Here is a 20,067-nt window from a genome sequence, read left to right as displayed (position 1 = left end):
GCTGCAATCTGGAAATCTGATTAAACAAAAAAACAGCCAACCGCATCAACGCGGCTGACTGTTTGGAAGCGACATCATTAGTTCGTAATGAGTACTCTGTCCGCTACTACCCACGTGAAGGAAGAGCTTGCGTTCTTCGTTCCGGTCACGCGAATCTTAACGGTATGGCTGCCGCTCGAGAGTGTAGGACTTGTGTAGATCAATGTATTTTTGAGCAGCGTCGCATTGTAGAGATCCACCGTCGTTTCAGTGCCACCGTCGATGGAAATCGCCGCCATACCCGAAGAGTTGTATTTCTGGCCATACACTTCTACCTTTGTTCCTGTGAAATCCACCTGATAGTAATCGTTCGTATTGCCGGAGTAATGCTCATCATCCAAATATGCGCCAGTGCTTGCACCTGAACCCCATGAGCCAACATACTCAAATTGGTTCTGACCTGTACCTGTGACGAAATCATTGACAGTCGTCGTGATCGTATACGCAGCGCTTGCTACGGACGAATCCGACATGCCGGACTTGACGGCAATCGCCTTCAGCGTCATGCTGGACGAAACGCTGACCGGACCGGTGTACAGCGTTGAAGAAGCTGTCGGCGTGCTGCCGTTCGTCGTGTAACGAATATCAGCGCCGGAGGTTGCGGTTGAAATCGAGACCGATTGTGTACCGCTATACGTGCCTGCTGCAAGACCAAATGTCGGCGTAGCCGCAGGTGTTGCTGAGGCTGTCACGACAATGCGGTCGGCAACAAGCCAGTAGCTCGACGAGCTGGCATTCTTCGTGCCCGTTACGCGAAGCTTCACGGTATGCGTGCCGCTCGTCAGTGTAGGACTGGTGTAAATAAGCGTATTCAGAAGCAGCGTAGAATTGTAGAGGTCGATATTCGTTTCCGCTCCGCCGTCAATCGAAACGGCGGCAATACCGGATGAATTATACTTCTGTGCGTACACTTCTACCTTCGTTCCTGTGAAATCGAATTGATAGTAGTCGTTCGTGTTTCCCGAGTAGTGCTCATCATTCATGTACGCTCCTGTACTCGCGCCAGAGCCCCACGATCCGACATACTCGAATTGGTTCTGCCCCGTACCTGTTACGGTATCGTTCACTGTAGTCGTACCGGGCAGGTTAATCGTATAGGCCGCGGTAGCAACTGCTGAATTCGTCATTCCCGACTTGATGCCAATCGCCTTCAAGGTCTGAGATGACGAGACGTTGACAGCACCTGTGTACAGTGTCGAAGAAGCTGTCGGCGTGCTTCCATCGGTTGTATACCGGATATCTGCTCCGGAAGTCGAACTCGAAATCGTAACCGACTGTGCAGAAGTGTACGTTCCCGCCGCAGGACTGAACGTCGGTGTTGCCACGGTTGAAACAGGAGCTACATATCCCGGAACCCAATCCGTGCCGCCGAACTCATAAGCCCCAATGTCTGGTGCAGTGCCAACATAACCGTCTGTTACGCCGGAGATGACTGCCCCGGTGTCCTTGGCCGGAGACGAAGTCGTGATGCGGTATTGCAATCCGCTAGTCCCGCTTCCGACAAACAGCGGATTAGTCGTTTGGAAGATCGAAGTCGTCGATGGATTGTAGTTGATGACATCATCGCGGAAAATATTATTTTTCATATTATCCGTTGCTTCGTTGGAGTAGGTCACATAGGATGCATAGCCTGACGTCGCCAGCGTGTTGTTGAATATCTTCTGAACATCGACAGCAGAAGTATGCTGGATATAAATATCCGCAACTACATTGTTCCAGAGGACATTATGATCGATCTGCGCCAGACCTGAGCCTTGGTCAAAATAAATACCGACTTGGATGCCTTCTCCCGTCGAAATAGCGGAGGAGTCATGGATCCAGTTGTGGTGGATACGCAAACCATCGGTAACATAGTCTCTGGAGGAGTAGATCGCTCCCATGTCCATATTCAGCATGCCGAAGTTGTACATATCGTTGTAGCCGACGTTAACGTTCTGGCTGTTCATGAAATCGATGCTCGCACGTCCGGTGCGATAGATGGTATTGTTCGTAATCGTCTGACCATTCGTGCCATCTACAGGCATAACTGCACTTGCGTATGTTCCCTCATAATCAATATCGTGGATCTTATTGTTATAAGCTGTCGTGTTCGAGCCAAGCGCAACACCGACACTGGAACTGTACGCAATTTCACTGTTCTGAATAATGCTGTTCGCACCCATCAAGCGAATTCCCGTACCTACCCCGGTTACCACTTGACCTGTATGCGTGTACGTGAGGTCAGAATCCGTAATCGTAACCCCATGATTGATATACTTCGCATTCAGTCCGTCAAGCGTAATGTTCGTGCTGCTCGTATTGGACGTAATGGAAGCCGCGAACAGTTTCAAATTCCGAATCGTAATATACGATCTGCCGCTCAGGTCAAACGCGTAGTTCCGTTTCTTGACTTCTACGTTCGTCGGACTTCCTCCGCCCGGCGCATACAGATAGAGCTGCGTGCCATCATAGAAAAATTCCTTCGCTACGTCAAGCGCTCCAAGACGTCCCGTTAAGTAGTAGAACTTGCGAAGTCTGTCATCTGCGCCGATGATGCCACCGGACACAGTCAGCTGCGTTCCCGTTTGTGCCGTGATGGAACGGGTTTGCGAGATAAACCAGCCGTTCACCCACATCGTGCCGCCTACCCAGCCGCCGCTGATGCTCGGAATGCCGGAGTCATTTACCGTTTGCGCCCCTGTTGTCGACCATGTACCGAGTGTGCCGTTGCGGAAATCATTACGGTTAAACAGATCGTTCGAGTCCGGCAGGTTCGGCCAGCGGGCTTCGATCATCATTTGCCCGTTCACGAACACTTGGTTCGCGAGCAGTGTTGTATTGTTCGTCATATTGGCATTGTAGCCGTTAGTCATTGTAATGGTTTTCTTGTAAATGCTGCCGCTGTGTACCGACCAGCCGCCATCTGCCGTGTCGGCACCGCTTACCGTGACATCCGCGCCGCCATCCGGCTCATAAATAATCGGATTACCGGCGGAACCGGAATTCGTCGGTGTGATCGTCTCGCGATAGATACCGGTACGGATCTTAACGGTGTCACCTGCTGTCGCAACGGTCGATGCTTTCTGAATGGTCGCAAAAGGTTGCGAGGATGAGCCCGGATTGCTGTCCGAAGCGCCGGTTCCGCCTACGTAAAAGGTGGCTCCTGCCGCCTCTACTTGCTGTGGAGGAGAAATAAAAGGAATGCTGATTGTTGCAGTCATTGCCAATAAGACCATTTTGCGAAGAAAGCTGCTGCTTTTCATTGAAAAGTTCATACGCACATAATCCCCCTCGAATGATGTTATGCTTCACTTGGCCTTTCATTGTAAAACTACCACATTACCGAACTCTCTCACATGCAGCGTACGGAAGCGCTTACTTCTTCTGGAATCTCGAAGAAAGCTGGTTCATTATTCACCCCCTTTAGGTGGAATTAACTATAATGACGGGAGGGCAATAGTCTTACAAATACGACCACAGCCCTCCCGGTAAAACCTGTTATACAAGCTTGATAACTTAGTTATTCATTCTGCACAAATACGGACGCTTCCGAAAGCAATGTTCCGTCTTCACCTTTCACATACACTTTCACCGTGTAATGCTGCCCATTCTCGTTGAAAACCACTGACACTTGCTGCTCAGTCGTAATATCTTTTGTTACGGTTTTTATCGTTTTCTTGCCGTTTTTCTTTGTCAGCTCAAATACGATAATTTCATTACCAGAATGCTGTCCAACCGGTTTGACGGTCACTGCTGCCGTAAACCCTTTCTTACCAACTAAACTTCCGTTTATGATTTCAAACGGAATTGTCGGTTCCGGCTCAATAACTTCCTCACCTGCAATGCTGATATAGTCGATGTTGATGAGACCCGTATCGCCGGCATCCTTCTTAATGGCGATCGTGTTTTCTCCTTCGGCAAGTGTCAGCTTCACGGTTCGATTGCCCCATGTATCCCAGTTTCCGGTGCCGGAGAAATGCACTTGCTTCAGCTTCGTTCCGTTGACATATACAGACAACGTTCTGTCATCGTCGCCGTCAGCGTAACGGATCGTCACATCTTTGCTGCCTGCCGCAGCTGCATTAACCGTAAAGGTAAGGGATGGGTTATCTCCGTGGAAGCTGTCAACAAATCCGGTACCGGAATAACCGGGATGATCGGTGTTTTCTTTGACATTCCCACTAAATGCGGAAAGTTCCGCTTCATACTTCATGCCTGGTGCGTGTTCTTGATTCGCATCCAATGGAATGCTGATGTTATCGACGTTTACAGCACCCGTATCGCCTGCGTCGTATTTGTAGGTAATGGTATTCTCGCCTGCTTGCAGGACCAATTGCTCGGTTTTGTAACCCCAACCATCCCAGCCGCCGGTACCCATCAAGCTCGTTTGTTTGATTTTGACGCCATTAAGATAAACGCTGAGCGACCGAATATCGGAATCACCGTTGGCATAACGAAGCGTAACATCCTTCGTTACGGTCGCAAAGGTGTTCACGGTGAAGCTTACTGACGCTCCTTGACCGTTAAAGCTATCCACAAAGCCTGTTCCCGTATAATCGTCATGGTTGGTAGCTACAGCAGTACCGCCTTCAAGTAAAGCAGCCTCAGCTTCATAGACCACCCCTGGGTCCGGAGCCGATTCTGGAGTCGGTGCCGGCGGATCTGTCGGATCTGTAGGATCCGTTGGATCTTCCGGTGCAGGTACCGTTGTAGGCGTTGGCTCATCAATCGCTCCGCTGGTTGTAATGACTATTCGGTCAGCGGTCGTATAAGTGCCACCAGAGTTGTCATTCTTCTTACCGGTAATTCTCACTTTCACCGTATGCTGCTCAAGCGGTAAGCCCGGGCTTGTGTACAACAGCGTATTGGCACTGCGAGAAACATTATACAAGTCAACGTGCGTTTCGAGTCCGCCGTCCACGGAGACCGCAATGATACCGAAGGCATTGTTCTTCTCTCCGTATACTTTCACTTGGGAACCCGTAAATTTAAATTGGTAGTATTCATTCGTTGTTGCATTGAAATGATCGGTTTCCAAGTAAGCCTGACCATTCGCGCTTGCATTCCAAGAGCCTACGAACTCATACTGATTCTCGTCCGTACCAGTATCCGTATCGTCGAACGTTAATGTCTGCGCAGCCTCAATATCACTGCTCGTAATAACAACACGGTCTGCCGTTGTATAGATGCCTTTCGATAATGCATTCTTAAGTCCGGTAATTCTGACTTTAAGTGTATGGCTTCCGTTAGACAACGTATGGCTTGTGTAAAGCAGCGTATTGGCTTTACGTGTCGGATTATAGAGATCGATCAGTACTTCAGGACCGCCGTCAATAGATGCGGCGACAATACCAAAGGCATCGTTCTTCTCGCCATACATTTCAATTTGTGTACCCGTGAATCTCACGTGATAATAGTCATTTGCTGTTCCACTGAAGTGGTCGGTTTGAAGGTAAGCTTCGAGGTTCGCGCTTGCATTCCAAGAGCCGACAAATTCATATTGATTCTCTTCTGTACCGGTGTCATCATCGTCAACGGTTGCGGTTTGTGCATCAACAGAACCTAGAATAACGACAACCTTATCCGCTGTATGCCAGTAACCTCCCGAGTTCACGTTCTTCGTTCCGGTTAATCTGACCTTCAGCGTATGCTCGCCTTTAGGCAGCTCCGCACTGGTGTAAAGCAGCGTATCTACAATTCTTGCAGCACTGTAGCTGTCAACCAGCGTTTCTTCGCCACCGTCAATAGAGAATGCCGCAATACTAAATGAACTGTTCTTCTCCCCGTATACTTGAATTTGCGTACCGTTGAATTTCACTTGATAGTAAGCGTTTGTAGTTCCACTGAAATGGTCTGTTTCCATATATGCTTGATCGTTTGGACTCAAATTCCAACCGCCTACGAACTCGTATTTATAGAGACCTGTACCAATCTCATTATCATCCACCGTCACCGTTCCCGTAGTTACGACTACGCGATCGGCAGTTACCCAATTTCCGCCGGAGATTATATTCTTCTCTCCGGTCAGTCGGACTTTCAACGTATGGCTGCCGAGCGGAAGTGTCTCGCTGGAGAATAGCAATGTATTAACCGACCGCGTCGCACTATACGTATCGACCAATGTTTCCGGTCCGCCATCAATGGAAACGGCAGCAATACCGAAGCCGTTGTTCTTCTCCCCGTACACGCGGATATGTGTTCCGGTGAACTTTACTTGGTAATAATCGTCAGCTTTGTTGTTGTAATGATCGGTTTCCATATATGCTTTGTCATTTGCGCTTGAATTCCAAGTGCCGACAAACTCATATTTCAATTCACCGGTCCCTGTCTCTGCATCATCGATCGTAACCATGCCAAGCACAGGAGGAGGCGTCGGAGGCTGAGGTGTTGGTTCGAGCGGTTGTTCTGTAGCGTAATAAGTCGGTACGTAACCGTCGGCCGTATAGCCAGGTACCCACTCATCGCCGCCCAGCTCGTAAGCTCCGATATCGGGAGCTGTCCCTACAAAACCATCCGTTACGCCGGCAACAATACCGCCATGATCCACGGCAGGAGATTCTGCTTTCAGGCGGTATTTCAGCCCGCCATGACCATCATTGACGAATTTAGGATCTGTCTTTTGTCTGATGGTATTAATCGCATTATCTACGGAAAGAATGGCATCACGGTGAATGTTATTCTGATTCACATCGATCGCCGGGCTTGTGTAAGTGGTGTAAGACGCTGTTGCCATTGAACCGAACGTATTGTTATAGGTATTAAAAATCTTGATGGGCTTGCCTTCACCAAATTCATGCTGGTTGTAATAGTCAATCATATTATTCCAGAGGACATTGTGATCGACTTGTGCCGGACCCGATCCTTGATCGAGGTAAACACCGGTTTGGATACCGGTATCCGGGATATTATAAGGTGCTTTGTTATCATGAATCCAGTTATGGTGAATTCGCGTCCCCGTTAGATCGGAGGATCTGGAAGAGTACACCGCACCTAAGTCCATATTGGCTAACCCGTAATCGTATAAGTCGTTATAGCCAATCTCTACATTCGGATTGTTGTACATGTCGATGCTGGAACGGCCTGTTCTGTAGATGGTGTTATGCGTAATGATCTGATTGCCGGTAAACGGCTTCGGAACGATACCGCTCGCATAGGTTCCATCATAGGCAATATCATGAACCAAGTTGTTGTTCGCCGAATTGCCTTCACCGAGTACGATACCCGCTCCGGAGCTGTACTCGATAACGCTGTTCTTGATGCTGCTTCCGGCACCAATCAGTCTAATGCCGGTTTCATCCGAGTGAGAATAGGTCAAATCCGGACCTGGCAGTGTTACGCTGTGGTTGATATATTTGGCTTTCAGCCCGTCAATGGTGATGTTTGAGCTGCTGCCATTCGTCACCAATGAAGCCGCTTCTACATGAATGTTGTTAATTGTGATATTGGATTTGTTGTTTAAGTCAAAAGCGTAATTACGTTTCTTTACCTCAACGTTGGACGGGCTGTTCCCATCCGGCGCCCATAAATAGAGCTTCGTCCCGTCATAGAACCATTCCTTCGCACTATCGAGCGCGCCTAGTTTACCTGTGAGATAGTAATAATCACGGAATGCTTCAACCGTATTCTTCGATAGCGTCAGCTTCGTGCCGGTCTGAGCCGTTATTTGTGCGGTCGACGGTATAAACCAGCCTGTCATCCACATTTGTCCGCCAACCCAGCCGCCTTCGATATTTGGAATAGCCGTGTCATCGACAGTCATACCAGTGCCTACTGAAGCCCAAGTCCCATTCTTCGCTTCTCTCCAATCCGCACGATTCATCAAATCATCCGAGTTCGATACGTTCGGCCAGCGCGCTTCGATCATCATTTTGCCATCGACGAACACTTGGTTCGCCATCAGCGTATCGTTCGTTGTCATATGATCGTTATAGCCGTTTACCGGAAGCGAGATCGTCTTCTGATAGATATTACCTTGATAGACGGACCAGTCACCATCTGCAACATCTGAACCGCTAATTGTCACAACCGCATCGCCATCAGGCTGATACACGATCGGGCTGCCTTCGGCTCCGGAATTGGCAGGCGTAACCGTCTCCCGATAAGTCCCGCTGCGGATCAATACCGTGTCGCCGGCCGCGGCTACACTAGCTGCTTTCTGAATCGTTGCGAACGGCTCGGCGGATGTTCCGGGATTGCTGTCCGAGGCGTTGGCACCGCCGACATAATAACCCAGCTCTTCGGCTTGGACCTTCTCGATAGGAGCGAGAAAAGGAACGATAATCGTCATTGCCAGCAGCGTGGAGCCTGCAGCTCGCAGCAGCTTCTTCTTATTTCCTTGCAATGCGGACATGATCAAACCTCCTAAATAATTGTAATCGCTTTCACTCACGGGCGATTTTAAAGCCATTTTCACGAAAAAAGGCAAAAGAGATCCCTGACTACACATGAACGATAAATTCATATATAGCCAGGGAGCGTTATTCTAAGAAGCTATGCGTTACGGCAACATACCTTCGTTGCCTTTCAAGAAGTAATCATTGATTTCTTTTAGCGTTTGATCCGTTGCACCGTTCTTCGTAGCAATGTCGCTGAACGTTTTCCACAATTCTTCGAATTGTGCATCGTCTTTCGCAGCCATTGTTTTGGTCAGTGCTTTCTCGAATGCATCTCTGCCCTTCCAGAACTTATCTGCACTAGCTACCGGACCAAAGAAATTCCAAATCGCTGGGTCAACTTTAACCGTTGTCGTAATTGTTGAAGTTGTATTGTTAGGCAAGTTACCTGGGTTAAAGAAATTCAAGCCATCGGCTGGGGACAACACTCTGTCGTAAGCATAGCCAGGTGTCACACTGGAACCGCCCCACATGTAAGTTGGGTATGGCGGCCATTGTTTCGATGAGGAACCGAGTCTGTTGTTATGCAGGTTATACTTATTGTTGGCACCATTGTCTTTGTTGTACACCATTGCATCTTCAAGGTCTTTATCCTTAAATACGCGCTTGCCGTCTTTCTCATCGAACAAGCCTGCACTCTTAGGACCCCAAGTGTACATTTTCTCGCCGACTTCAGAGATCATGTAATCGAGGTAATGCACGATTTGCGGCAAATCTTCTTCCGCTACTTTGTCTTTGAAGATCAAGATGCTTTGGTTATTGCCGCTAGGTCCGGTTGGGGAGATGAACTTATCGGTATTCGTCGGTGCATCGATGAACAGCTTTCTGTATCTGAATTTCTTGCCAGCTGCTTGCAATACGCTCGCATCCGGAGTATCCCACAGATAAGCTACCGCATATTGACCGTTATTCATTTTCTCCGTATGCGTTGCTTGGTTCTCAAGCAGCGATTTAGGATCCATTACTTTATCACGAACCAGCTTATTGAATTCCAGAAGTGTATCCTTAAACCAATCTTGTTGGAACATAAACTCTACTTTTTTCGTTTGTTTGTCATAATAGGTGAAGTAGTTGTTATTAGCAGGAAGACGGTTCAAGTACGTTTGAAACATCGTCAGCGTGCTCCAGTTGTCGCCGCCGCCAAAAGCATAGGTCGTTTCAACTGGCTTGCCGTTCTCTTTAATGCCTTCTTTCTTGATCAGCGCCTGCATGTCATAAAGGAACTTGTAGACATCTTCCTTCGATTTGATTGGCACATCGTACAGCTCTTCTCTCGAAAACTTGCCGCCATTCTTCACGTACAAGGCATCGATTTCATCCTGCGATTTGGCTGTTGGGTACAGCTTCTTCAGCAGGTCATCACGTACCCAGATCGATCCCATACCATCTGGTCCTTGTTGCGAGTTTGGACTTACGAAGGATGGATCAAGCACTTTCAACGTGTTGTCCGGATCGCCGAGTTCCAGCGGGAAGCCATAGGTTTTGCCATCCAAATTTTTGACTGTAATATTTTCCAGTACTTTTGGAAGCTTGTCGAATGGAGTTCTCTTCGCCAGGTTTGGTGCATATTTGGAGATGACTTCTGTCAAATCGTATACCTTTCCTGCCTTTACAAGGTCAGCCAATGCTGTCGTATCCGAGCTCATTACGATATCCGGCCAATCGTTGGCCGCGTTCAGCATGCCCATCTTCACGTTCAAATCCTGGCCGCCGTTATCGAAGGAGTTTTCTTGGTCGATCTCAACGCCGGTAACCCGCTTTGCTTCTGGGGTTACAACGTCTTGCTCTGCTGAATTATGAGTAGGCTCGCCTGTACCGTGTGAATACCACATTTTCAATTTCAGCTGTTTCCCTTTCCAATCCGGGAAGTCCGAGCTGTCTGATACTTTATCATACATATCATAGTAGAATTGCTCGGCCGGAGCTGCATTTTCAGTCGTGTTCGCTGCATTCGTTGTATTGTCTGCTACAGCTTCCTTATTCGTATTTGTGGCAGCGCTTGTATCGTTCTTAGCTGGTTCATTATTATTATTCGAGCAGCCCGCCAGCATGGCCACAGACAATGCTGCTGTCAGCGATAGGCGTACGCCTGTTGAAAGTTTCTTCTTCACACATAATCCTCCCTTATTTATGTAGCCGTTTGATCAAATTAGGTATGGAATGAGCTTGTAAAGATATGCGATAATAGAAGTGCTACAATCTCGAGAACATATTCATGAGATCGGCCGGCTAGTAGGTTTGGCGACAGATTAGCCCGCTTTCGCTCTTTTGATATGTTCTTTTTCATGGCCTTGCCAATGTATGATCCCCTTAATCTCCAATACTTGTAATCCCCATTACTACCTTATCACAGACAACTGTAGGCCTCACCACCTTTAATAGATGACCTGCTATACTCGTTTACTCTTTCACGGCTCCGAGTGTAATGCCCTGTACGAAATACTTCTGTAGGAAAGGGTAGATAATGACAATCGGGATGGTTGTAATAATGATATTAGCTGCCCGAATCGCGGCCGGTGTCATTTGGCGAGGCGTGCTCGTTGTCATCGTACCCATTCGGATTGCTTCCTCCATAAGCTTCGATACTCTCTCGCCTTCCCTCAAGATTTGCATCAGAATATATTGAAGCGTATACAAATGCTTGTCGGTTATAAAATACAGCGTTGTCGTCCAATCATTCCAATGACCCACCGCACTCCATAAGGCCAGAACCGCGATAATCGGCATGGACAATGGGACATAGATTCGGAACATAATGATGAACTCATTCGCACCGTCAATGCGTGCAGATTCTGCAAGACTTCCCGGGATGCTGTACAAGTATGACCGGATGATAACCATGTTGTATAAGCTGAACGAAACCGGAAGTACGTAAACCAGAAAGCTGTTCAGCATGTGCATTTTGGAGAAGAGCAGGTATTGCGGGATCAGTCCACCGTTAAAATACATCGGGATCATCAGGAACATCAGGACAATTGCTTTACCTTTGAAGTCCTTTATCGTAAAGGCGTAGGCGCACATATATTGGACGACCAGCGCAATAAGCGTTCCGATGATCACCCGCAGTACCGATATGCCGGTTGCTGTAATGACATCCTTATTCTTCAGCAGCACTTTGAAATTATCAATCGTGAACACACGCGGCCAGAAGGTGATACCTCCGAATTGCGAATCCATCGGATCGTTAAAGGCTACCGCGAGTACATTCACATAAGGGAATATCATCGCTACGACCAAGATGAACAGGAGGCTGATGTTCCCGTATTTAAATAGTTTGTATGCACTAGATTCGTGACTCATCCGGACCTCCTACCATATCGATACGCCTGATATTTTCTTGGCTATCTTGTTTGCAATGATGATTAGCAGCAATGCGACCAATCCTTGTGCGAATCCAACCGCAGTAGCTAAGGAATAGCTGCCTTGTTGTATACCCGAGGAGAAGATAACGGTCGCGATAACATCGAAGTTAATAAATGCGTTCTGCATCCCATACACGAGCTCGAAATTGCTGGCGAACAGCGTTCCGAGCGTAAAGAGCAGCAGTAGAATCGTCGTTTGCTTCAGCCCCGGCAATGTAATATGCAGATGCTGTTTGAACCGATTGGCACCGTCCATCTTTGCGGCTTCATAGAGATGCGGATCAATCGATGTTATCGTTGCGAGATATACGATCGTTCCCCAGCCGACTTCCTTCCACACGCTTAGCAGCAGCAGCAAGGGGAGGAATAATCCTTGCTGAGACAAGTACATTTCCCTCTCCGTATCCGGTCCAAGCATGGCAACCCGCAGATCGTTCAGCGGTCCGTAGGAGTCGAAGAAGGAGTAGCAGAGTCCAACTACTGCGATCCAGGATAGGAAGTGAGGCAAATACGTCAGTGTTTGAACACTTCTCTTGTACAAGCCGTTCTTCAACTCATTTATCATGAGCGCCAGTAAGATCGGCGCCGGGAATCCGACGATAATGGTGAGTACGCTCAGCTTCAGCGTATTAATAATGGACCCCCACAGCAGTGGAATTTGGAAGATTTCCTTGAAATGCACCAATCCAACCCAATCACTTTTCCATAATCCGGCGAACATATTGTAGTCTTGAAAGGCTGACAATAATCCTGGCATCGGCAAGTAGGAAAATATGAAGGTCAAAACGATGGAAGGCAGCATTAGCAGGTAACCAAACATATTCGTCTGAATGTTTCTAAGCAGTCTGGCGCGTACCGTTCTCTTCATAGGCACTTGAGTTGCAATCGTTTTCAACATATTCCCTCCTCTCTCGTCACTAGCTTTTCTCTTGTATGATTGAATTATAGAACGCTTTCATTTATGGAAATAGTAAAAATACGGATTACAAATAACAGAATAAGGATCTCCTTATTTTCACAAAAATGACCTTATCCCGATATGGTGGTCGGAATAAGGTCATCGTTTATTACGCTGAAATGGATTTGACATCCATCCGATCAGCCTTGTAATTGGACGGTGTCGTAAGAATGACCTTCGTCCCTCGTCCGGGTTCGCTTTCGATTTCAAGGCCGTATCCTGAGCCGTAATAGGTTTCCATTCGATTGCGAACATTCTTCATCCCATAGCCGCTGTATTTGCTTTCTTCCGTTCCATCCAGTATTCGCTTGATTTTCTCAGGTCCCATACCCAGTCCGTTATCTGCAATTTCGAAGCGGATCGTTTCGTTATCGTCATTAGTGCTGACCCGAATCGTAATGAGACCGCCTGATTCACGTCCGCTTATCCCATGCAGAAACGCATTCTCCACAATCGGCTGGAGCAGATTCTTGAGTACCAGCTGCTGACCGGTGTCACCCTCAATGTGAATGTCATACTCAAATTCATTGCCATAGGCAAACATCTGCAGGCGCAAATACTCCCGGATCATTTCCGTTTCCTGCTCGATCGTAATGATACTGCTTCCTTTGTTCAAGGCAATGCGGTAATACTTCACCATCGAATCCACGACCTCATGAACCTTCGGGTCGTTATAGATCCATCTGAAGGTCGAGAGCGTATTGTACAGAAAATGGGGATTGAACCGCTCCTGCAGCAGCTGTGTCTCCAGTACCGTCTTCTCCAGCTCATAATCGGTAATTTGGCGGTAGTACTCCTTAATTCGCAGTGTCAGCTCGTAGAATACACGGCCCATTTTCCCGAATTCATCCTCGGTTTCTTCGAATGGCACGAAGCTATCGCTGCTGATTAAGCTCTCGACATTTGTGTTCATTTTCCTGAAGAGTGCCTCGAGCTTCTTGGTCAAGAAGTAAGAAACCATCTCGACGGTAACGAAGAGAATTCCCATGAGCAGGATGAAAATAATAAGAGCAGTGATCAAATAACCTCTTAACTCCTGCAGCACAAGACTTTTGGGAACAAACATGGAAACATCACCGATGCCCGGCTTAAGCTCTTTCTTGATCAGATAATAGTCGTTTACCGGCTTCCCCTCCGGAACCGCTTCGAGTCCGCCGCCTTTTACCCATTGTTTCTTCCCATCGACCTCGTAAACGATGTAGCTCCCAGCCGGAATATCATAAGTAAAGAATCGTGAAATTTGCTGCACCGGAATTTGCAATTCAATGATGGCCAGCGGAGTACCAAGCGACATAATCTTCTTATAACCGAACAGATAAGTGTTTTCCTCGGCGCTGAATTTGGCTTTGATCGTCCGATATTTCCATAGAATCTGGGAATCATCATTGTGCAGAATTTCATCTTTCAAACTCATATTTGGCGATTCTCGCACATTCTCCAGGTTCTGTATGCTTCTTAAGTAATCACCGTCATACTCGGTATCTTCAATCGAATAGATCTGAAAGTTAACGGTCGGATTATCGGACTTCATCGCAGTAATAACGCTTTGCAAATAGTCGCTGAAGTTCATAACGCCTACGAGGTTCTGATCCGTCTTGGTATCCAAATAATTGTAAATGTAGAAGTTGTTATTAATGGCCATCAGCTTATCCATGTTCGAGGACAGCAGGTTGTTGATTCCATTCACACTGCTTGTCAGCTGAATATCATTCTTGTTAATAATGTCTTTCACCTTGGCGCTCCACACTTTCTGAATCATCAAGGAACCGAGAATGATCATAGGCAGAAAAGCGAACACGAATATGATAGCGGCGATTTTGTGGCGATACGTCAGCTTCCCGATCATAAGACAACCTTGCTCTTGTATTCAGCAGGCGTCATCCCGACGTTCTTCTTGAATGCAAGGCAGAAATACGACGTATTCATGTAGCCGACCTCTTCGGCAACAGCAGCTACTCTGCTGTCTTTGTCCTTAAGCAGCTTCTTCGCCGCGTCAATTCGCACTTCGATGACATAGTCGAAGATCGTTTTGCCGACTTCCTTCTTGAACAGCGCGTTGGCATACCTGCCGCTTAAGTAGACCGATTTCGAGATATCCTCGATCGTGATCTGCTCGTGGTACTTCGTCTTGATGATATCCTTGATCGTGTCGACAACCTTCGTATTCTTGCTCGTATTCTTCTCCGATAACCGATCGATAATGGTCATGAGCCATTGGTAAATCTTCTCGCTGACATTGACCGGCGTATCCGGCTGGCTGAATTGCTTCCAGACCAGCAGGTCGTCCTCGGCCAGATCGCGGAAGGATTGATTGGCTTCCTGCAGAATAATCCGAGTAATATTCACAACCATGAAAGCAAAGTTCTTCACATAATTGGCATCATGCCGAGATACACGTTCGCCTAAATATTTGTCCACGAACTCCCTTACATCCACTGCGGTGCTATAGATCATTAGGGTTTTCAAATCCTGATAAACAGCTTCGAGATTCGGCAGATCCTCGAATGGGACATCCGTGCGATCTTCGATTTCTTCATAGGTAATAATCGGGTTGCTGCCGCTGTAGAACCGGGTATGTACGGCTTTCTGGGCCTGCTTATAAAGGGTTGAAATAGCTGCGATTTCTTCGGAAACTTTACTGATTCCGGTGATGGCCGTAAGCTCGACTCTTCTGCTAATCTCCATGCTGATCTCTACGGCTGTATTCATCATGTTGTCTTCATCATCAGCTTCGAAGATAATGGCGGCATAATCCAAGGGGGAAAATTGAATCGGATAGATATAACGATTGCCCGTGCTTAAGGAGGTAATGCTTCTCTTGACGGAGTAGGAGACGAAATAGGCATCCGCCACGCCATGATCGGTGGCTTGCTCTTCCGCTTCATGAAGCTGGATCGACAGCACATGGATCCGGTCATGCGGCCGGACGGCAACCTTGAGGAACGCCATCCGTTTGATAATATCCGCCTCATTGTGGAAATTGCCGAGCAGCAGCTCCTTGAAGAACTGCTCTTGCACGAGCGGAAGCATCATCTCCAGCTGCTGCAGCATGCGTTCCTTCTCCATCGATTGCGAATGCTTGATATCGATATCATGGACAAGCTTCTTGACCGCTGTGACGAGCTCATCCGCGATAATCGGTTTGAGGACATAACCATAGATGCCTAGATCGACGGCTGACTTGGCGAATTCGAAATCACTGTGGCAGCTGATGAAGATGACTTTTATGTCAGGATAACGCTGATAAATCTGCTCGGACAGCTGTACCCCGTTCATGATCGGCATCGCAATATCGGTTACGATGAGATGCGGCTTGAGTTCATCAATTCGCTCCAGCGCTTCCGCGCCATTCGGGAAAGTTGCCACCACTTCAATGCCTAGCGATGCCCAATCAATATGATTTTTAAGACCATTGCGCTCGTACTTGTTGTCATCCACGATGAACATTCGATACATGCTAGTCCCCCTCAAAACCCTTTTCTATGCATTACCATAAAAATATAGTGAAAGCGTTTTAATAGCAAGATGTTTTTGGAGGTGCTGCATCTTTGGAAATGCATGATCGATTCAAGAAGCAAACAAAAAATCCTTGAATTCTCAAGGATTCCGTTTCCTTTTTCTATTCACCATCTACCCTTTCACACCCGAGTACGCGACACCTTTCTCGATGTATTTCTGCGCGGTCACGAACACGATTAGCAGTGGAAGCATGGAGACGAAGGAGCTCGCCATGATCATATTTTGCTGGACGCCGCTACGATTCTGCAGATTATTCAGCGCAACGGTAAACGTCCAATTAATCGGCAAATTGTTTACGACGAGCGGCCAAACAAACTCATTCCAAACCGGAATAAAAGTCATGACCGCCACGACGGTGAATATCGGTACAGAGAGAGGAATGACAATTTGAGTAAAGGTACGAAATTCCGACGCGCCGTCGACTCTAGCCGCTTGCATCAGCTCCCGAGACAGCTGATCAAAGAAACCTTTGAACAGAAATACCACGATGCCCCAAGCCGAGTGAGGTAATATAACTGCCAGCAGCGTATTCACCAAATGTAGGTCCTTCATTAGCAAATAGAGCGGGAGCAGCAGCGAGATATCCGGAATCATCATCGTCGCCAGAAAGAACATGATCCAGAATAGCTGCCACCGTTTGCTGCTAATTAATTGCGACAAGGCATAGCCAGCTAACCCGCCTAGAATAAGCTGCATCATCACACTTGCAAACGTTATGATCGCACTGTTCTTGAAATATTGAAAGAAACCGAGCGTCCCCGAGACGTCTTGGGCTAATTTATTCAGAGACAAGTAGCTGTCAAACACCCGCATATAGCTGGGCGATTCGGTAATCGACGCAACTCTGCCTGTCACGAAAGCAGTAGAGTCGAAGAAAAGATTGAATTTCGCAGAAATCGCAGCGTGCAATTTGCCATCCTCTTTCGCAAAGGAAGCAGCCTTCCCTCTATCCCCATACCACCTAAAGTCGGAAAGTCCCTTCTCCCGAATAATCGGCAGCTTCAAATTAATCATCTTCGCATTGAACATGGTTGATGGTGTAACAGTTGGCTGTCCAACATGGAAGTTGGATGAAATGGTGCGAGATCCATAGAGAAGCTTACCTTTCCGAATTCCCGTTACACTCACTTCGCCGATATTTTCTCGGATATTCTTCATCCACGGGTACCACGTTGCCATCATCGCTTCCTTCTCGTAGAACAGTGCATCCTTCTGTTCATAGCCCGAATAATCGATCGTAATTCGAATCGCCTGCGGGATGCTGGGCAGCCATCTAGGCGGATATGCTTGAATGTCGGTCTCGTTCTTTAGCGAAGAAACCATCATCCAGAGAATCGGAACGATCGCCGAGATGGTGAAGAACAGCGTGACCGCATAAGCGGTCATCTTCAGCGCTCTCTGTCCTTTCTCCGCAATTCGAGGCGATTTCATCAAGCACCCTCCCTCTCAGCTGAACATTTATATTGCACGAACGTAAGAAGCGCAATTAGCAGGAACATAAACAGCGACATTGCTCCGGAGATGCCGAATTTGGATTGCTGGAACGCCGTGTTCACAATCAGCATCGATACCACTGTTGTGCTGCCTGCAGGTCCGCCCTGCGTCATGACATATATGTTGTCGTAAGCCAGGAGAACGCCGGACATGAAGGAGACGAAATTGATAATGACAATGAATTTGATATTCGGCAGAAGCATGGTCCACAACCGTCTCCAAGGGCCTGCCCCGTCTACTTTTGCCGCTTCGAGCATTTCCAAGGGGATGGATCGAATTGCAGAATAGTAGAGCAGAAGCGAAATGCCGCCGCTGGCAAAGAATCCGGGCAATACGATGGCAAGCTTCGTCATATGCAAGTCACTCAGCCACAAATATGGGCCTAACCCGATCTTCGACAGCCAATAGTTGAGCAAGCCGTAATCCGGATTGTACATCCATTTCCAAACCAATACGCCTGCTACCAGAGGAACGATCGTTGGCAGCTGGTAGAGAAATCGGAAGAAACCGTTCGCCCTGCGAATCTCGCTTAAGAATAATGCCTGCGCAATCGGCAGCCAAAAGGTCAACGCCATGTACAGCAGAAAGAACATAAATGTATTCTTGACGGCAAACCAGAACGTAGACGTCCGCAGAAACTGAACGTAGTTGTCCAAACCAATGAATGGACCCGGCGGATTCACGATGCTGTAATCAAAGAAGCTGATATAAATCATGTGAAGCAGCGGGTAATATTTGAACAGCATATAGCAAACGACAGAGGGGAACAGGAATAGCACCGGCATCCAGCGGATCGTTATCCTCATCTTCATAGTCTGATCCGCTCCTTCTCTGGGCATCGGTCGATTTATGGATTGAGCGCAGCATTGTAGGGGTCCACAACTTCCTTCTGCGCCAGATCTTGTGCCGCTTGAAGCTCTTTCTTCGGATCTGCGTTCGAGTCTAGCAGGATCTTCTGAATTGCTTTCACCACATAGGGGCTAAGGCTGGATTTCAAGAAATATTCCACATGCGTTTCCTTTGCCGCATTCTGAACGCTTGTCACCAAATCAGGTGAAAGACCGTCTATATATTGCGTCACATCGACGTCGGAGCGGACCGAAAGCAGGTTCGGAAACAGACCATTATCCTTCGCATATTGAAGCTGCGATTCGATAACTTCTTTGGACGTTACATAAGTCGCATAAGTAAATGCCGCCTGCTGTACTTCCTTGGAAGCCTTCGGATTAATAATCAAATAGCTCCCGCCGACTTGAGAGGGGGATTTGCCTGAAGGTCCTGCAGGTAGAGCGGCAAAACCGATATCGGCAACGTCCATCCCTTTGGAAATCATGCTGCCGATCCAGTCCGAAGCGGCCAACGTCGAAGCGGCATGTCCGGTGTAGAAGTCCTTCTGATTGTCATCAAGACTTTGGACAACGTTCTTCTGCGTCGCTTTATGCGTCCATTTCAAATCTTTGTAATATTGCAGCGCTTGTACGGCGGCATTCGAAGTGAAGTTTAGCTTAACTGCCCCACCTTCCTGCTTCTCCGTTAAGTCGCCGCCTGCCTGCCACACATAATACTCGAAGAACCAATCCGCCCAGTCCGTGCCGAGAATAGCATTGCCATAGATGCCTTTGGTCCGGTTGGTCAGCTTGGCGCTTGCTTCGGCGAACGAATTCCAGTCTTTGAATGCTGCCTCAGGATCAAGGCCGGCTTCTCTGTACATTTTCTTGTTATACATCAGTGCCGTTACGTACATTGAGCTGGGTACGCCATAGATTTTGCCGTCAACGGTTGCTGCATCCAGAGCGGAAGACAAGTACTTGTCTTTATCGGGATAAGCGTTCCACAGCTCCGTAATGTCCGCTGTTATGCCTTGCGCAATGTACGGCGCCATATCCGGGTATGCATTGTAATAGACATCCGGCTGTTCGCCGCCGGCTACGGCCGTCATGAACTGTTCCCGCTCCTTGCCCTTGGTTTGCTCCACATGGTTGACTTGGATATATGGATATTTTGCTTCAAAAGCAGTAAATTGCTGCTCCCTCAGCGACTTGTCCGCATCATCCGCATGCGGCTTATCCCATACCGTAATTTCTACCAATTCGATATCCTCATTCGATGACGCAGAAGGAACACCATTCGAGTTGGCTGCCGCATCGGTCGCATCGTTAAATTCGTTAGCCAAATTACCTGATCCGCATGAGGTAATCACAAGTGCAAATGCCACCATCATGACGGAAATCGCGGTAACCTTTGAAGCCTGCTTCAAGCTGGTTTCCCCCTCGATCATTGTGTACTTGACACTTCTAATTGTAGGTTCTCCGTGATGAGAATT

At 47.8% G+C, this 20,067-nt stretch carries 10 protein-coding genes; all 10 read right to left on the bottom strand.

Annotation, left to right across the window (positions count from 1 at the left end):
- Positions 1-77 precede the first annotated feature (77 nt).
- The 10 genes from AC0YN4_RS12955 to AC0YN4_RS12910 all read right to left on the bottom strand — a co-directional run bounded on the left by AC0YN4_RS12955 (position 78) and on the right by AC0YN4_RS12910 (position 20,001).
- Entirely contained in the window at positions 78-3,293 is a 3,216-nt protein-coding gene (locus AC0YN4_RS12955; RefSeq protein WP_475835960.1) for a chitobiase/beta-hexosaminidase C-terminal domain-containing protein, read from the bottom strand.
- A gap of 245 nt (positions 3,294-3,538) precedes the next feature.
- Positions 3,539-8,368 (bottom strand): CBM35 domain-containing protein, encoded by a 4,830-nt coding sequence (locus AC0YN4_RS12950; RefSeq protein WP_475835959.1) that lies wholly within the window; start codon positions 8,366-8,368, stop codon positions 3,539-3,541.
- 147 nt (positions 8,369-8,515) lie between these two features.
- The gene (locus AC0YN4_RS12945) at positions 8,516-10,522 is read right to left on the bottom strand and encodes a type 2 periplasmic-binding domain-containing protein (RefSeq protein ID WP_475835958.1); all 2,007 of its coding nucleotides are present in this window, start codon (positions 10,520-10,522) and stop codon (positions 8,516-8,518) included.
- A 289-nt stretch (positions 10,523-10,811) separates the two neighbouring features.
- Positions 10,812-11,711, bottom strand: a complete 900-nt coding sequence (locus AC0YN4_RS12940; RefSeq protein WP_475780128.1) for a carbohydrate ABC transporter permease — start codon at positions 11,709-11,711, stop codon at positions 10,812-10,814.
- 9 nt (positions 11,712-11,720) lie between these two features.
- The gene (locus AC0YN4_RS12935; protein WP_475835957.1) at positions 11,721-12,668 is read right to left on the bottom strand and encodes an ABC transporter permease; all 948 of its coding nucleotides are present in this window, start codon (positions 12,666-12,668) and stop codon (positions 11,721-11,723) included.
- 172 nt (positions 12,669-12,840) lie between these two features.
- Positions 12,841-14,577 carry a sensor histidine kinase gene (locus tag AC0YN4_RS12930; RefSeq protein ID WP_475780126.1) on the bottom strand — a complete coding sequence of 579 codons (1,737 nt, stop codon included), beginning with the start codon at positions 14,575-14,577 and terminating at the stop codon, positions 12,841-12,843.
- On the bottom strand, positions 14,574-16,187 hold the full coding sequence (locus tag AC0YN4_RS12925) for a response regulator transcription factor (protein WP_475780125.1): 1,614 nt from the start codon (positions 16,185-16,187) through the stop codon (positions 14,574-14,576). The genes AC0YN4_RS12930 and AC0YN4_RS12925 overlap by 4 nt, the downstream gene beginning before the upstream one ends.
- A gap of 174 nt (positions 16,188-16,361) precedes the next feature.
- Positions 16,362-17,681: a carbohydrate ABC transporter permease gene (locus tag AC0YN4_RS12920; protein ID WP_475835956.1), complete on the bottom strand. Its 1,320-nt coding sequence runs from the start codon at positions 17,679-17,681 to the stop codon at positions 16,362-16,364.
- Entirely contained in the window at positions 17,681-18,556 is an 876-nt protein-coding gene (locus tag AC0YN4_RS12915; RefSeq protein ID WP_475780123.1) for a carbohydrate ABC transporter permease, read from the bottom strand. The genes AC0YN4_RS12920 and AC0YN4_RS12915 overlap by 1 nt, the downstream gene beginning before the upstream one ends.
- Before the next feature lie 35 nt (positions 18,557-18,591).
- The gene (locus AC0YN4_RS12910) at positions 18,592-20,001 is read right to left on the bottom strand and encodes an extracellular solute-binding protein (RefSeq protein WP_475835955.1); all 1,410 of its coding nucleotides are present in this window, start codon (positions 19,999-20,001) and stop codon (positions 18,592-18,594) included.
- Between the last annotated feature and the right edge of the window lie 66 nt (positions 20,002-20,067).

It is taken from the genome of Paenibacillus sp. J22R3, assembly GCF_056269305.1.
Note: the sequence above shows the minus strand (reverse complement) of the source record. Positions and strands in the feature narration are given on the sequence as shown.

Bases quoted from the DNA above. Each gene is read 5' to 3' on its own strand.
- AC0YN4_RS12955 (WP_475835960.1), bottom strand. From the start codon at position 3,293: ATGAACTTTTCAATGAAAAGCAGCAGCTTTCTTCGCAAAATGGTCTTA.
- AC0YN4_RS12950 (WP_475835959.1), bottom strand. From the start codon at position 8,368: ATGTCCGCATTGCAAGGAAATAAGAAGAAGCTGCTGCGAGCTGCAGGC.
- AC0YN4_RS12940 (WP_475780128.1), bottom strand. From the start codon at position 11,711: ATGAGTCACGAATCTAGTGCATACAAACTATTTAAATACGGGAACATC.
- AC0YN4_RS12930 (WP_475780126.1), bottom strand. From the start codon at position 14,577: ATGATCGGGAAGCTGACGTATCGCCACAAAATCGCCGCTATCATATTC.
- AC0YN4_RS12925 (WP_475780125.1), bottom strand. From the start codon at position 16,187: ATGTATCGAATGTTCATCGTGGATGACAACAAGTACGAGCGCAATGGT.
- AC0YN4_RS12920 (WP_475835956.1), bottom strand. From the start codon at position 17,681: ATGAAATCGCCTCGAATTGCGGAGAAAGGACAGAGAGCGCTGAAGATG.
- AC0YN4_RS12915 (WP_475780123.1), bottom strand. From the start codon at position 18,556: ATGAAGATGAGGATAACGATCCGCTGGATGCCGGTGCTATTCCTGTTC.